Origin of the sequence: Stieleria magnilauensis, assembly GCA_007753675.1 — a bacterium.
Lineage (GTDB): Bacteria > Planctomycetota > Planctomycetia > Pirellulales > Pirellulaceae > Stieleria > Stieleria magnilauensis.
Window position 1 is genome coordinate 7,457,179 of record CP036432.1, and the last position, 15,164, is coordinate 7,472,342.

10 protein-coding genes are annotated in these 15,164 nt (G+C 59.0%); 8 read left to right on the plus strand and 2 right to left on the minus strand.

What is annotated here, in order from left to right; genetic code table 11:
- The first annotated feature begins 69 nt into the window (after positions 1–69).
- The 4 genes from TBK1r_RS26555 to TBK1r_RS26570 all read left to right on the plus strand — a co-directional run bounded on the left by TBK1r_RS26555 (position 70) and on the right by TBK1r_RS26570 (position 5,433).
- A complete protein-coding gene (locus tag TBK1r_RS26555; protein ID WP_419580427.1) occupies positions 70–3,435 on the plus strand; it encodes a hypothetical protein in 3,366 nt (1,121 codons plus the stop codon).
- Positions 3,436–3,477: 42 nt separating this feature from the next.
- The gene (locus TBK1r_RS26560) at positions 3,478–3,939 is read left to right on the plus strand and encodes a hypothetical protein (protein ID WP_145217803.1); all 462 of its coding nucleotides are present in this window, start codon (positions 3,478–3,480) and stop codon (positions 3,937–3,939) included.
- A gap of 101 nt (positions 3,940–4,040) precedes the next feature.
- Positions 4,041–4,406, plus strand: coding sequence for a DUF2200 domain-containing protein (locus tag TBK1r_RS26565; protein WP_145217805.1), 366 nt, complete (start codon positions 4,041–4,043; stop codon positions 4,404–4,406).
- A 133-nt stretch (positions 4,407–4,539) separates the two neighbouring features.
- The gene (locus TBK1r_RS26570) at positions 4,540–5,433 is read left to right on the plus strand and encodes a DUF4349 domain-containing protein (RefSeq protein WP_419580428.1); all 894 of its coding nucleotides are present in this window, start codon (positions 4,540–4,542) and stop codon (positions 5,431–5,433) included.
- Between the two features lie 292 nt (positions 5,434–5,725).
- Here the strand turns inward: TBK1r_RS26570 and TBK1r_RS26575 are convergent, their stop codons facing one another.
- Entirely contained in the window at positions 5,726–7,435 is a 1,710-nt protein-coding gene (locus tag TBK1r_RS26575; protein ID WP_419580133.1) for an IS1182 family transposase, read from the minus strand.
- Positions 7,436–7,794: 359 nt separating this feature from the next.
- Between TBK1r_RS26575 and TBK1r_RS26580 the strand changes: the two genes are divergently transcribed.
- Positions 7,795–8,055: an acyl carrier protein gene (locus tag TBK1r_RS26580; protein ID WP_095741252.1), complete on the plus strand. Its 261-nt coding sequence runs from the start codon at positions 7,795–7,797 to the stop codon at positions 8,053–8,055.
- 38 nt (positions 8,056–8,093) lie between these two features.
- Complete coding sequence (locus TBK1r_RS26585; protein ID WP_372897144.1) at positions 8,094–9,524, plus strand: phytoene desaturase family protein; 1,431 nt, start codon at positions 8,094–8,096, stop codon at positions 9,522–9,524.
- Positions 9,525–9,873: 349 nt separating this feature from the next.
- On the opposite strand, the gene ppdK is transcribed toward TBK1r_RS26585, so the two are convergent.
- The gene (gene ppdK, locus TBK1r_RS26590) at positions 9,874–12,513 is read right to left on the minus strand and encodes a pyruvate, phosphate dikinase (protein WP_145217807.1); all 2,640 of its coding nucleotides are present in this window, start codon (positions 12,511–12,513) and stop codon (positions 9,874–9,876) included.
- A 412-nt stretch (positions 12,514–12,925) separates the two neighbouring features.
- Here ppdK and cysS point away from each other — a divergent pair, with 412 nt between their 5' ends.
- Together cysS and ruvC are read left to right on the plus strand one after the other, a co-directional pair.
- Positions 12,926–14,494: a cysteine--tRNA ligase gene (gene cysS / locus TBK1r_RS26595; protein WP_145217809.1), complete on the plus strand. Its 1,569-nt coding sequence runs from the start codon at positions 12,926–12,928 to the stop codon at positions 14,492–14,494.
- A 59-nt stretch (positions 14,495–14,553) separates the two neighbouring features.
- Complete coding sequence (gene ruvC / locus TBK1r_RS26600) at positions 14,554–15,033, plus strand: crossover junction endodeoxyribonuclease RuvC (RefSeq protein ID WP_419581598.1); 480 nt, start codon at positions 14,554–14,556, stop codon at positions 15,031–15,033.
- The last annotated feature ends 131 nt before the right edge of the window (positions 15,034–15,164 follow it).

A 15,164-nucleotide genomic window follows, 5' to 3' on the forward strand; every position in this document is an offset into this window, starting at 1 on the left:
ACCCAACAGAAAGACGGATTGGCAATCCGTCCCCACGCTGGCTCGCATTCCACCGGGGCTAGAGACTCGTTGAGCGGCAAGGAAGCCGAATCGAAAGACATCGCAACATCGGGAAAGTCCTCTCGATGGATGGTCGTTGCGCTGTTGATTGCGGCGATCGTTTTCATCTTTCGCTTCATCGCCCCGCAGACCGTGGGGGAACAGGTCCGACGTCATGTCGAGCAGACGTTTCGCGACCACTATCCCGATCTGGAAATCTCGATCGGTCGTGGCCGTGTCGAACCCAACATCGGATTGATCCTGGATGACATCCGGATCTTGCAGCCGAGCAAATCCGAGTCGGCGGCGACGCGGCGGGCGCGCACCTTGAGTGACCGTCTGGGCATCACCGCCGACGCTTCACGCGAGCTGGTGCGGATTGGCCAAATCGTGGTGGTGGCGAGCGCCGACATCTCAAAACTGCTTGAGAAAGAAAACCCACTGGTCACCCGTCGGATCGTGATCAGCGGCGTTCGCGCCCACGCCTGGCTGGATGAAGACGGCAAGCTCTCTCTAGAATCGCTGTGGCCAATGCCGACGTTTGGCAAAGTCGCTTGTCCCAGGATGGAGGTTCGCAACGCCAAACTGGTGCTGGCCAACGAGTCCGCGGATTCACGCCCGATCGAAATCGATGTCGCCCAAGCGGTGATCTTGAAGCAGTTCGCTTGCGAGACCGATCCCGCCGGATCAGTCGACATCGGGTCTTCGGCCGGATCCGCCAGCTCGTGCTCTTCGACGATCACCGCCAATGGCACCGCGGCCTTTGCCGAGCATTTTGCGTTGCAGATCACCAGCGACGGCAAGCAAACCGATGTGCGGGGTGAAGTCCGCGGCGGAAAACTGACCGGCGAACTGATCGATCGCTTGCCGGCGCAACTGCAGGAAAAACTAAAACCGCTTCGAGGTCTGGAATTGCTGGCCGACACGACGGCGATCGCGCGGATTCAGCCCGGCCATCCGATCAACTTCGCAACCCGCAGCCGCATTCACGACGGTCGGTTTCGGCACCCCAAGTCGTCGATGCCGGTCAAAGAGATTCGTGGCGTGCTGAGTTGTCGTCCCAGCGGCGTGCAGCTGGAATCCTGTCAGGCGTTTTGGGGCGACGCGCGGATCAAGCTGGACGGCTACACCGTGGGTTATTCCCACCCCATCGAAGCTCATCTCGATGTTTCGGCCTACAACCTGTTGCTGGACCAACGGTTCGCCGCCGTGATTCCCCAGCGGTTGGAAGCCGGATGGAAGAAATTCGAACCGCGCGGATTGATCGACGTCACCAACGCACACTTTGACATCGTCGGCGAGCAGATCGAAACGACCGCTGAAATCACCTGCAAGGGCGTCGAGCTGAACTATGAAAAATTCCCCTACCCGGTCCGGCAGATCACCGGAGAGCTGTTGATCAAGGATCAGCGTGTCCAAACAAAACTGGCCAGCGGGCGGATCGGTGGCCAGCTGATGCAGTGCGTGTTCGACCTGCCGCTGCGTTCCGACTCGCAACAGCAACGCGTGTTCTCGGTGGCGATGGCCGGACCGATTGCGATTGATGGCGAACTGTTGAACGCGTTGTCGCCGCGCGGGGGCGAGGTCACGGCGCTGGAGCGTTTCATTCGCTCGCTCAACCCGCTCGGAGCGATCCATCTGGTCCGTGGCACGCTGCGGACCGACGCGGATGGAATCAAGCATCAGGACATGGAATTAAAAGTCAGCGATGCGACGCTGCGATTCGACGCCTTTCCCTATCCGCTGTACAACGTCACCGGCGACATTCGGGTCGTCGATGATCACGTGACACTGACGGGATTCCAAGGCTCCAATGCCAACGGCGGAGTGATTCGGTGCGAGGGCGACTACCGAATTCCCGCCCGCCGCGACGAACCGGAGAAAACAGAATCCATCGCGTTAACTTCGCGGCCGTCGTTGGTCTTGGAGTTCGATGCCACCCGCATTTCGCTCGACGAAGCGCTTCGCAGTTCGCTTCCGCCGGCGTCGCAACAGACCTGGGACAACCTCGCTCCCAGTGGAGTGCTCGATTCGCTGAGCATTCAACTGGTTCGCGACGCCACCGAGAGCCCGTTGAAGCTGAACGTCGCTGCAAATCAATTTGATTCCAAGCGAATCGGCTCGGACACCTTGCGATTGCAACCGATCGCCCTGCCGTATCGATTGGACATCGTCGAAGCCGCGGTTCGATACGAAGGCGGACGTGTGATGATCGACGCGATTCGCGCCGAGCACGGTCGATCGGCAGTCTCCGCCGACGGTGGCTGTTGGCAGCTCAAGGACGGTCGCTGGTTGCTGAGTGTCGACGTGCACAACGGCAGTCGATTGATTCCTGACGCCGAATTGATCAACGCGTTGCCCGAACAGATGCGTGGAGCCATGCGTGGGTTGAACCTCCGCGGACCGGTCGGCCTGAGTGGACTGACCGAAACGCTGCTCTCCGACGACAGCCACCCCGACCCGATCTTTGGCTGGGACCTGCAGTTGCAATTAGAAGGCAACCGAATCGGCGACGTCGGGCCGGTGCACGGGCTGCGCGGGGAACTGTCGGTCAAGGGTCGCAAGGACGCCCGCGAGATCGCCGCCGAGGGCGAAGTCCGGATCGATTCGCTGCACATCAATGATCTGCAAATCACCCGGCTGCGCGGCCCCTTTCAGATGCTTGACGATCGTCTTCGACTGGGAGGCATGGGTCGCAACGGCGAGTTCCAACAACCGATCGAAGGCCGATTGTTCGACGGGACGATTCGCATGGATGGCAACGTGACGCTCTCGGACGCCAATTTTGATGTGCGGCTGGCGCTGATCCAGGCCAAACTGCCGGTGTTGCTGGCCGAACTGGGCCACGGGATGAGCGATTTGACCGGCTCACTGGTCGGCAGCATGAACCTGGAAGGCGTGCTCGGGACCACCGACTTGCTGCGTGGCCAAGGCCATGCCGTCATCACCGATGCAAACCTTTACCAGGTCCCGGTGTTGATGCAATTGTTGAATGTGCTATCGATCACGCCGACCGAAGACGTCGCATTCACCAACGCTGACATCAACTACCGGCTCAGCGAAAACGAGATCTTTTTTGATGACCTGAAACTCTGGGGCAGCCTGATCGCGCTGCACGGAAACGGCATGCTCGATCGCCGCCGCGAACTCGATTTGACCTTCAACACCCGCGTCTCACCCCGCAACACCTTCACCCGGATCTTGCGTCCGCTGATGGACCAGCGTTACACCTTGTGGACGGTCGACGTGACCGGACCGCTGGATGACCCCAACATCGAACGCCGGGCGCTCGACGGAGTCGGCCAAACCATTGAGCGGTTATTCCAAGGCATGAACACCGCCCCCGACGCGAAACGCAAAGACCGCTCGGCCGGCATCGGACGGATGCTACAATAGCGTGGCCCAGTCACAACCCATAGTACCGCTCGAAACCACTTCATGCAGATCTCGATTCGCAGCGTACTGTCACACGTTGCCTTGTTCGCTCTCTGCATCGCTGGCTTGGTTAGCGGCCCGCCCATCACTTGGGCTGGCGTCGCAGCGATTGCGATCCTGTTCATTGTCTATGCAATCAACTTTGCGGTCACCGGGCACGAAACGCGTACCTTTGCGATCGGGGTTCTAATTTCGGCAGGCGCGTATCTTGCGCTCACCATGTACGCAAGCGAGAACGAGTACGCGGCACGAGGCGGACGGCTGCCAACAACCGTGCTGGCGCAATCGATGCTGCAAACAAGGTACAGCGGAAAGTCGATGGCGATCGGCGCGTTTTCGGATGCACTCGACGGCGTTCGTGATACGCTCCCCCTCGTTCACCTCTCGGTTGCACTCCTCCTCGGTTATGCCGGTGGTTTCTACGCGATCTGGGTTTCCCGTCGGCACCGGACAGACGGCGGATGACGCTGGCTTCGTCTGGCAGGATCCGTTCTACTTCAGTCAACACCGCGAAAGATTTTCCTACAGTCTTGCTGACACGAACTCAGCAGAGTGGGTGACCCATCATGAACCGCACCAACAACCCCGACGAGCGAATCGCACAGATGACGTTTGCGTCGGTGTATCCGCACTATCTTGCCAAGGTTGAAAAGAAAGGCCGGACGAAGGACGAGCTGCATCAGGTGATCAGGTGGCTGACCGGATTCACCGAAAAGACGTTGCAGAAACACATCAGCGGCGAAACGACGTTTCAACAATTTTTCCAGGCGGCGAAGGTCAACAAGAACGCGCATCTGATCACGGGCGTCATCTGCGGCTATCGGGTGGAAGAGATCGAGAATCCGTTGACGCAGCGGGTCCGCTACATGGACAAGCTGGTCGACGAATTGGCGAAGGGGCGAAAGATGGAAAAAATATTGCGAGCGGAATGAAAATCCCTCGCATGCCTCGGTTCGCGAAGATTCAAGGAACCTGCGAATTTCTGAAAAAACTGAAATCCGGATCGGTTCCCCGCTCGTCTGATCGGTAGTGCAAGCCCGTACGGCCCCCTCCGAGGACGAAAACGTGATCCTTCAAGCGAACTGGAAGACCTTGCTCGCCGCCGTCACTTTCTGCGTGCCGCTGTTGGGGTGTGCTCAAGACCACGGCAACGCGGACTTTGACCAGATGCTCGAGCATGCCGAATCGTCTGCGGCCGCCGAAACCACGCCCGTCGCGTTGGCGACCGGAGGCGAAGCGGTCGAGCGATCGGTCTCCAACCGCAAGATCATCTACACCGCCGATGTCGAATTGGTTGTCGACGATTTCGCCGTTTTCGAACGACAGATCTCCGGCGTGATTGGCAGCCATGGCGGCTACGCCGCCGAGCGGAGCAGCGACCGCCGGCACGGCGACCATCGCGGCGGGACCTGGGTGATTCGCGTTCCCGTGGCGAACTACGACGCCTTCCTCTCCGGCTTGGATTCGCTCGGTTTTGCCCGATCCCGCAGCGAGACGTCCGACGACGTCACCGAGGCCTACGTCGATTTGGAAGCACGCATCAGCAACAAACAAAAATTGGAAGAACGCATCCTCGCGATGCTGGAAGAACGGCCCGGCAAGCTCACCGATTTGATGGAGATCGAACGGGAACTTTCACGCGTCCGCGAAGAGATCGAACGCATGGAAGGTCGAATGCGTGTGTTGAAGGACCAAACGTCGCTGGCCACGGTGACCCTGCGGGTGGTCGAAGAAGCGACCTACGAACCGCCGGCAGCACCGACGTTCAGCGACCGAATCGCTGCCACGTGGGGCGGTTCGCTCCGATCGATCGGCCAAATCGCGACCGGATTGGTGATCGTCGCGGTCGCCTTGGCCCCGTGGGCCGTCATGCTGGTGCCGATCGCGTTTCTGGCGTACCGGTTTCGAACACGCTGGCTGGGCGCCCGCTCGGTGTTCGTCCAATCCCGCACGCGTTAGTGCAATGCCACCCACTTTGGCACTGAGGGAGGTAGCGGAACGGCGCGAGCCGTCCGGTTTAACCTTGAAAGACCGGAGGACTCGCGCCCTACCGCTAAAACAAAACGAACGTTGTTAGCGGAACGGCGCGAGCGGCCTGTCGATTTAGTTCCTGGGGACGGTTGATTCGATTTTGGTTCCGGACGAGGCTTTTATGGTGCTATGCGGGGCATCCAGAGTCGTTGGTAAGCGTGTTGACGGGATCGTGGCGTTCGCTTGTGGCGGATTTCGTTCGAAATGCCCCCTATCTCCCCTAGTTTGCTGTTCCGAGCGATTGTGTCGCCGCGGCGGCGCGCAGCTTCGCCAAGTAACTCATGATTTTCTTCAGATTGAATCCGGTCGCCGCCCAGCGCCATTCTTGATTCACACCTGCGATACCTCGAAGCAGGAATCGCCGCATATCAAGCGTGCTCTTGATCACGGCGAAAGGCGTTTCACCGAAATGCTGACGACGAGAGTAAGCCTCTTTGGCTGCAGGCGTTTCCATTCGCGCACGCTGCCGACGTCGCGCTCCTTCATGCTCATCATGCATCGTCTCGCGACCACGTGGCGGGCCAGGCTTGCGACCACGTCGCTTGCCCGCTCGCTTGTCCGACGAGGTCGCTTCGCTGGACTCCTGGGACGATGCCTCGCTGCTGCTTGCCTCGTCTTTTGGCTTCACGTTCTTGCGACAACGCCCAGCCAGCGTGCAGCCCTCGCATTCAAAACAGGTGTAAACCTTTCGCTGCACCGGAGAGCCGTCGCCATGCGTCGTGTTCTCGGTCGTCCGATGTGAAAGCACTTTGCCTGCCGGGCAGTAATAGCAGTCGTTCGCTTCGTCGTACACAAACGCTGCTTTGTCAAATCGTTTGGTTTGTGGATTAACCGGCAACTGATCAATCTGATCGGCGGCAACGGGCTCAGTCAAATCCGAACGCTCGGCAGGGTTGTTCTCGCGATTGGTTTCGGCAAGCGGGCCAATCAGTTCGATCTGTTTTTCCTCAGCCGCAGTGAGGTTTTTGCCCGTCGTGTAAGCCGAGTCAGCCATGACTCGCTTAATGTCAATTCCAAAGTCGTTGGCCACACAGTCGACGATGGTGGCAAATTCGTGGTGTTCGACGTTGCCGATCAAGACGTCCGCCGCAACGATCAGGCCGCTCTGCGTTTCGGTCGTCGCCATCGGAGTAAAGTTGGCTGCGTAACCACCCTCCTTATTGGGAAGAATGCGACTGTCCGTGTCAGTCTTGGGTAACTGGGCGGGGCCCTTCGTCCCATTTTTCCTGCGGACTTCGTCCATCGCATTGACCGTCTCCAGATGAGCGGCCAGTTGTGAGCGGCGTGACTTCAAGTTGGCGACGGCGGCGGGGAGGCGGTCCGCCGAAACGTCCTGGCCGATGAGATCTTCGTCGCATGCGTCGTTGACTTCGAAGGTTTCCAGGGCCTCATCAATTTGCGCGTCAAGTTCTTCGAGTGCTTTGGCTAATCGTTTGGCCGTCCAAGTCTTGTATTTGTTGGCGTCAGCCAGGATGCGTGTGCCGTCGATGCACAGTTCCGAGAGATTGGCGATCCCCAGGTTGATCGCCAGCTTGACCATTTGTTTGAAGATGCCTTTGACTGCATCACTATTGTTTCGGCGGAAGTCGCTGATCGTGCTGTGATCGATGCGGCGACCGCTGCTAAGCCAGATAAAATCGATCGAATGCTTGAGTTCGTATTCAATGTTCCGGCTGGATCGGATTCGCCGAATCATGGCAAACAGCAGGATCTTTGCCATTACGCTGGGATGGATCGGCGGCTGACCGAATCCGCCGTTGTAGGCCGCCTCCCAATCAGTCCAGTCCATCTGATCGAGAATCTCGTCGACCAAGCGAACGGGATGATCCTGAGGGATGAGTTCCTCCAGGGCGGTGGGAATGAGGACCAGTTGCCCGCGTGGTGTAGGAGCTTCCTGCCAATAGCTGGTCTTGGGTTGTCTCTGGCTCACTGGGCAAGCCTCCCTGCGTGAGAAGTGAATCGCGACGACGATCCGCCAAGAATAGCAAACATCGTGACGATGCCTACTAAGCCACCTCCCCTCGTTTTGTGGATACACTAAACCGACAGGCCGCTCGCGCCATTCCGCTGGCTACCTCGGTGCCAAAACCGGGCGTGGCGATCGGCGTCACCGGGGTCGGGCCGCTCCGCCTGCGGGGGCCGGAGCCGCCCATGCGTCTCGCGGCCCGAAAATCAAACAGCGACAAAAAACCTAAGTTTCGGGCACTTCGAAATTTGATTCCCAGGCGGTAAGATGGTCGGTCCGGCAAGTTCTGTTCCGCCCCGATTCATACCAAATCCCTGAAAGCAATGACGCCTGCTGAAATCCGCGACGAAATCCTGGACATTCTCGAAGACATTTCGCCGGACGAAGACCTGGACGATTTGAAGGACGAGGTTGCGTTCCGGGAGCAGTTGGAGCTCGATAGCATGGACTTTTTGGACATCGTGATGGAGTTGCGAAAGCGGCACCGTGTCCAGATTCCCGAGGAGGAGTACGGGGAGCTTGCCAGTATGGCGTCCACGGTGGCGTATCTTGAACCGAAGATGCGTGACATCGTCAAAACCTGATCCTGCGGTCCGTCGACTCCACACGCGTCGAATTATCTGTGACCGACCCGAACGCAGCCAAGAACAGCGCCGACCACTACGACACGATCATTATCGGTGCCGGGATGAGTGGTTTGGCGGCCGGGATCCGTCTGGCACACTACGACCAGCGGGTCTGTATTCTTGAGCGTCACTACACCATCGGCGGGCTGAATTCGTTTTACCGGATGGGCGGCCGTGACTATGACGTCGGTCTGCACGCGATGACCAATTTCGCCAAACGTGGGACCAAGAAAGGTCCGCTGGCAAAGCTGATTCGTCAGTTGCGGTTCCGCTGGGACGACTTCAAGCTTGCCGAGCAAATCGGTTCGTCGATTCGGTTCCCCGGCGTGTCGCTCGATTTCAGCAACGATATCGGGTTGTTGGAAAACGAGATCGCCGAGCGGTTCCCCGGTCAGGTCGATGGCTTCCGTTCGTTGTGTGATTCGCTGTTGGATTATTCCGACATGGATGGAGCCGATGAGCGTTTCATGCGTTCGGCCCGCGAGGTCATGGCCGAGCACATCAGTGAGCCGTTGTTGATCGAAATGTTGCTCTGTCCGCTGATGTGGTACGGCAACGCTCGCGAAAACGACATGGACTTCGGTCAGTTCTGCATCATGTTTCGGGCCTGTTATCTGGAAGGGTTCGGGCGTCCGTTCAAGGGTGTGCGGGTGATCCTGAAGAACCTGGTCCGCAAGTTTCGCGGGCTCGGCGGCGAGTTGAAGCTTCGCAGCGGCGTGTCGAAGATTCATGTCGAAGGTGGACGTGCGGTCGGCGTGGTCTTGGATGACGGGACGGAATTGACGGCGACGCGCATTCTTTCGTCGGCCGGCAATGTCGAAACCATGCGGATGTGTGACGACATCACCGAAGTCGACGTCGCACGCGCAGGAAAGCTGTCGTTCATCGAATCCATTTCGATCCTGGATCGAATGCCACAATCGTTCGGGTTTGATCGCACCATTGTTTTCTACAACGACAGCGATGCGTTTCATTGGAAACGCCCAGACGACGAGCTCTGTGACGCGCGGACCGGCGTGATCTGTTCGCCGAACAATTACATCTACGAAGACGACGAGGGCGATCTGCCCGACGGCGTGTTGCGGATCACGACGCTTGCCAACCATGATCGATGGTGCGAGTTACCCGAAGCAAAGTACCAAGCCGAAAAGGTGCGGCAGTACGATCTGGCGGTCGCGTCGTCGGTGCGTTTCATGCCCGACTTTCGCCAGTACGTCGTCGACACCGACGTGTTTACGCCCAAGACCATTCGGCGATTCACCTGGCATGACAACGGTGCCGTCTACGGGGCGCCGACCAAGCAACTCGATGGCACCACGCACCTGCCGAACGTTTTCTTGTGCGGCACCGACCAGGGGTTCGTCGGCATCGTCGGCGCGATCGTCAGCGGCATCAGCATGGCCAATCGGCACTGTCTGCAGCCGTAGCGGGTTGCATCAGCGGCCTGTTGGTTGGGTCGTTGCCGAAATCATGGTGAGCCGATGGCGCTAGCCCAATGCCATCTACTTTGGCGCCAAACGGGGGGCTTTTGTTAGCGGCAGGGCGCGAGCCCTCCGGTCTTTCAAGGTTAAACCGGACGGCTCGCGCCGTTCCGCTACCTCACTCAGTGCCAAAGTAAGTGGCATCGTAGGTGGGTCTTGAAACTTGAAACTTGACCCGCAGGCTTTGCGAAAGGCCCATAAAAAAAGACTCGGCTGAAGACAGCCGAGTCTTTTCAGTGTTTGCTTGGCGGGCAGGTGATGCGATGCATCGCACCTGCCCGGCGTGCTTCGCGTGCTAGCTGTTGGTGATCGCAGCTTGAGCGGCGGCCAGTCGGGCGATCGGGACCCGGAAGGGGCTGCAGCTGACGTAGTTCAGTCCCACTCGGTGGCAGAACTCGACGCTGCTCGGGTCGCCGCCGTGTTCGCCGCAGATGCCGATCTTCAAGGCCTTCTTGGTAGAGCGGCCTTTGGTGACACCCAGCTCGACGAGTTGTCCGACACCGGTTTGATCCAGGGATTGGAACGGGTCGACATCCAGGATTTCTTGCTCCAGGTAATCGGGCAGGAAACCGCCGATGTCGTCGCGGCTGTAGCCGAACGCCATCTGGGTCAAGTCGTTGGTGCCGAAGCTGAAGAAGTCGGCGTGCTCGGCGATCTCGTCGGCGGTCAAGCAGGCGCGGGGAATTTCGATCATGGTTCCGATCGAGATATCCAGGTCGCCGTCGAACTTCTTCGCCGCAACGGTCGAGGCAATCGTCTCCTCGACTTTCTTTCGCAGCAGTGCGAGTTCTTTGTAGGTTCCGACCAGCGGGATCATGATCTCGGGGTGAGCCTTGATCTTTTTCTTGCCGCAGTTGATCGCCGCTTCGGTGATCGCTTGGACCTGCATTTCCAGGACTTCGGGATAGGTGATGCTCAAGCGGCATCCCCGGTGTCCGAGCATCGGGTTGGCTTCGTGCAGCGCTTCGATGCGTTTCTTGATGTCCGATGCTTTGACGCCCAGTTCAGTGGCCATCTCTTTTTGAGCGGCCGATTCGTGGGGCAGGAACTCGTGCAACGGCGGGTCAAGCAAGCGGATCGTCACGGGCAGTCCGGCCATCGCTTTGAAGATGCCTTCAAAATCTTTGCGTTGGAACGGCAGCAACTTGGCCAGTGCCTGACGGCGTTCTTTTTCTTCTTCAGCCAGGATCATCGACCGCATGTGAATGATGCGGTCCGGCTCGAAGAACATGTGCTCGGTACGGCACAGTCCGATGCCTTCGGCGCCGAAGTCACGGGCTCGCTTGCTGTCGGCGGGTGAATCCGCGTTGGTGCGAACGGCCAGCGTGCGGTACTCGTCGGCCCATTTCATCAGCTTGGCGAAGTCGCCGGACAGCTTGGGCTCTTGTGTTTCCACGGCACCCAGCATGACTTCACCGGTGGTTCCGTCCAGGCTGATGACGTCGTTGACGCCCAGGGTTTGCCCGTGGACCTTCATGCGTTTTTTCTTTTCGTCGATTTCGACGTCGGAGGCACCTGCGACGCAGCACTTGCCCCAGCCTCGGGCGACGACGGCTGCGTGGCTGGTTGCACCGCCGGTGCTGGTCAGGATGCCGACCGCGGCGCTCATGCCATCGACGTCTTCGGGGCTGGTCTCGCGACGAACCAGGATGATGTTTTCGCCGGCGTCTTTGCGTTCACGGGCTTCTTCGGCCGTGAAGGCGGGTTTGCCGACGGCGGCACCCGGTGAGGCGTTGATGCCTTTGCAAAGCACTTCGGCGGCGTTGCGGGCGGTGGTTTTGAAGCTGGGCAGCAGCAGCTGCGTCAGCGCGTTCGGGTCGACTCGCATGACCGCTTCTTTTTGGTCGATCAGCCCTTCCTTGACGAGGTCGCAGGCGATCTTGACTGCGGCGATGCCGGTTCGTTTGCCGGTTCGCGTTTGCAGCATGTACAGCGTGCCACGTTCGATCGTGAACTCGATGTCCTGCATTTCGGCGTAGTGATTCTCGAGCGTCTTTTTGACCTCGAGGAGTTCCTTGTGGATCGCGCGATTCCACTTGGGCATTTCGGCGACCGGTTGCGGGGTGCGAATCCCCGCGACGACGTCTTCACCCTGAGCATTGATCAGGAATTCGCCGTAGAACTTGTTCTCGCCGGTGTTGGGGTTTCGCGTGAACGCGACGCCCGTTCCCGAATCTTCGCCCATGTTTCCATAGACCATCGATTGGACGTTGACGGCGGTTCCGAGCAGGTGGCGGATCCCTTCGATCTCGCGGTACTTGACCGCCCGATCGGTGTTCCAGGAGCCGAAGACGGCTTCGATCGACAGTTCCAGTTGTGCGACCGGATCCTGCGGGAACATCTCGCCGGTGTGCTGCTTGTAGACTTCTTTGTAAGCCTCGCACAGTTCTTTCAGGCCCTCGGCCGGCACTTCCGTGTCATCGGAGACGTTGTACTTTTTCTTGATTTTGTCGAATGCGACTTCGAACTGGTGGTGGTCCATCCCCATCACGACGTCGCCGAACATGTTGATCAGGCGGCGGTAGGCGTCGTAGGCAAAGCGTTCGTTTTTGGTCGCCTTAGCCAAGCCTTCGGTGGAAATGTCGTTCAGGCCCAGGTTCAGGATGGTGTTCATCATCCCGGGCATGCTGACCGCGGCTCCGGAGCGGACGCTGACCAGCAGCGGGTTGGAGTCGTCGCCGAACTTCTTGTCGAGTTCTTTTTCGAGTTTCTTGATCGCTTTGCCGACCTCGTCCATCAGGCCCGCGGGCAATTGCTTGCCGGCCTTGTAGTACTGGTCGCAGACTTCGGTGGTGATCGTGAACCCGGGGGGGACCGGGAGTCCGATCGAGGTCATTTCGGCGAGGTTCAGTCCTTTTCCGCCGAGTAGAGCTTTGGGTTTGCCTTTGCCTTCGGTTTTTGTTTTACCGAAGTAATAGACCATCTTGTTCGCCATGGTTGTTCTCTATCGAAACCGTCTCAGAAGGGGCGTGAGCAGGCGGTGGGTTCGTCGCTATCCGTAGTCAAAACAAGGACTTACGTCTATCGACGCCGCTTGAGCTCGTGGAGAATTAAGGAGTCACTCGGGAGTCATCGGGGGCGTCTTGCTCGGCATGGTGGTGCCGCGAATCGCGGTCGCAATTCGCCTGAAGTGCCCGATTTATTTCACCTCGGTCCGGCCAAGCGGGCGTAAATCTATTTGCGACAAGCGGTTTGGTCAATGAGAGGGGCACCGGGAACCTGGGCAGGGCCGCGGTTTCTTTGCACGCCGAGGCAATGTGCGGGATCAATCGGGCTCGGCGAGATCCGCTCGCGTCCCTACAATTCGCTTCTTTCCCCGAGTCACTCCACTTTGCCCGCCGACCACCGTGACAAAGCCAACCAGCCAACTTCGCGTTTACAACACGCTGACGAAAACCAAACAGCCGTTCGAGCCGATCGCTCCGCCCGCCGTCGGGATCTATCTGTGTGGACCGACCGTCTATGCCGAATCCCACATCGGTCACATGGTCGGCCCCGTCATTTTTGACACCGTCAAACGCTACCTGCGGTACAGCGGCTACCAGCCGACCTGGGTGGTCAACATCACCGACGTCGACGACAAGCTGATCAACAAGAGCAAAGAGCGGGAGCTGCCGGTTTCTCAGATCGCCACGGAAATGACGGCCGACTACTTGGCCAACCTTCGCGAACTGGGCGTCAACCAGATCGACTACATGCCGCGGGCGACCGATCACATGCCCCAGATCATCTCGTTTATCGAGCGGTTGATCGAAAAAGACCACGCCTACGAAGTCGATGGCGACGTTTTCTTCGACGTCGTCAAAGACCCCAACTACGGTCAGCTCTCCAACCGCAGCGTCGACGACCAGCAGGGTGAGGGCGGCGAGGCGGCGGCGAAAAAACGGTCCGCCGGCGATTTCGCGCTCTGGAAATCCGCCAAGCCCGGTGAAATCTCCTGGGACAGCCCCTGGGGCCGCGGCCGACCCGGCTGGCACATCGAGTGCTCCGCGATGAGCCACGAGATCCTGGGCACGACCTTTGACATCCACGGCGGCGGGCTGGACCTGATGTTCCCCCACCACGAAAACGAGCTGGCCCAAAGCGGCTGCTGCCACGACGCGCCGATGGTCAAGTACTGGATGCACAACGGCCTGATGCGGTCCGAAGGCAAAGGCAAATTGGGCGGCAAGGGCGATCGCGAAGAATCGGCCGAAGAAGCAGCGGCCGGAAAAATCAGTCGCTCCAAGGGCGACGGCGGCCTGAGCGCGCTGATCCGACGCCACACCGGAACACGGATTCGATTCTTCCTGCTGCGAACCCATTATCGCAGCACCATCCTGTACAGCGAAGAAGGGCTGGAAGAAGCCGGCGCGGCGCTGGACGGTTTTTATCGATTGTTTGATCGGTTTAAAGAGATCTCGGGAATCTCCTTCTACGGAGACGGCGATCTGAAACCGGCGAAAACACGTGCCGGCGGCGAGTTCGATCCCGGAAAGGACACCTTGCTCGACCAGGTGCACCAGCTACGGGAAAAGTTCATCACCGCGATGGACGACGACTTCAACACCGGTGCCGCCATCAGCGTGCTGTTCGATTGGTTGCGGTTGCTCAATCGATTCATCGACGAAAAATCACTCGCCGCCGGAGCGGATGCGTCCTCGCCCGAAGTCGTCTCGCTGATCGCCGCGATGCGATCGTTGAAAGAGCTGACCAATGTGTTGGGATTGTTCGACAAGCCGCCGGTCGCCGGTGGAGGTGATGAAGTCGCACAAGAGTTGCTCGACAAGACGATTCACCTGTTGATCGATCTTCGCAAGGAAGCCCGTGAGCGCAAGGACTATGCGACCGGTGATGCCATCCGCAATCGACTCAGCGAACTCGGCGTTTCCCTGTTGGACAAGAAAGATGGCACCAGCTGGGAATTGACCTCATGAGTTCGCGGGCGGCGGTCAAACTGGGCGGCGCCGCGGCCAGCCAGGCGCCGGTCACGATTCTGGGCATCGACCCGGGATTGAACACGACCGGTTACGGTGTCATTCGCGTCAGCCGGGGGCAATTCCAGTTGATCGAAGCCGGGATCGTCCGCAGCAAAGCCAAAGCGTCGATCGAAGAGCGGCTGCTGGAGATTCACACCGGCGTCACGGAGGTGTTGGAGCAGCACAAGCCGGATTTTCTCGCGCTCGAACAATTGTTCTCCCACTACTCGCGGCCCAAAACGGCCATCCTGATGGGGCATGCGCGAGGCGTGATCTGTTTGGCCGCGGGCACCGCCGGCATTGCCGTCAAAAGCTTCGAACCGACGAAGGTCAAGAAAGTGATGACGGGCAATGGGCACGCCCCGAAGCATCAGATTCAATTGGCGGTGAAATTGCAATTGAACCTGTCCGAGGTCCCCGAACCGGCCGACGTGGCCGATGCCTTGGCGATCGCCGTCTGCGGTTTTCACCTCAGCCACAATCCATTGTTGGCATGAGGTGGATCGAGCGAGCCAAATCGGCAATGATCATCTCGTTCCAATGCTCGGATTTCCATCGGCGAAGAATAATCACGGTGGAATGCTTCACCGCCGCATCACCTGCCACGGAAGGTCTTCCGCACAGACCA

Excerpts from the sequence above, each read along its gene's own strand:
- TBK1r_RS26560 (WP_145217803.1), top strand. The coding sequence starts at position 3,478 with ATGCAGATCTCGATTCGCAGCGTACTGTCACACGTTGCCTTGTTCGCT.
- TBK1r_RS26565 (WP_145217805.1), top strand. The coding sequence starts at position 4,041 with ATGAACCGCACCAACAACCCCGACGAGCGAATCGCACAGATGACGTTT.
- TBK1r_RS26580 (WP_095741252.1), top strand. The coding sequence starts at position 7,795 with ATGACGCCTGCTGAAATCCGCGACGAAATCCTGGACATTCTCGAAGAC.
- ppdK (WP_145217807.1), bottom strand. The coding sequence starts at position 12,513 with ATGGCGAACAAGATGGTCTATTACTTCGGTAAAACAAAAACCGAAGGC.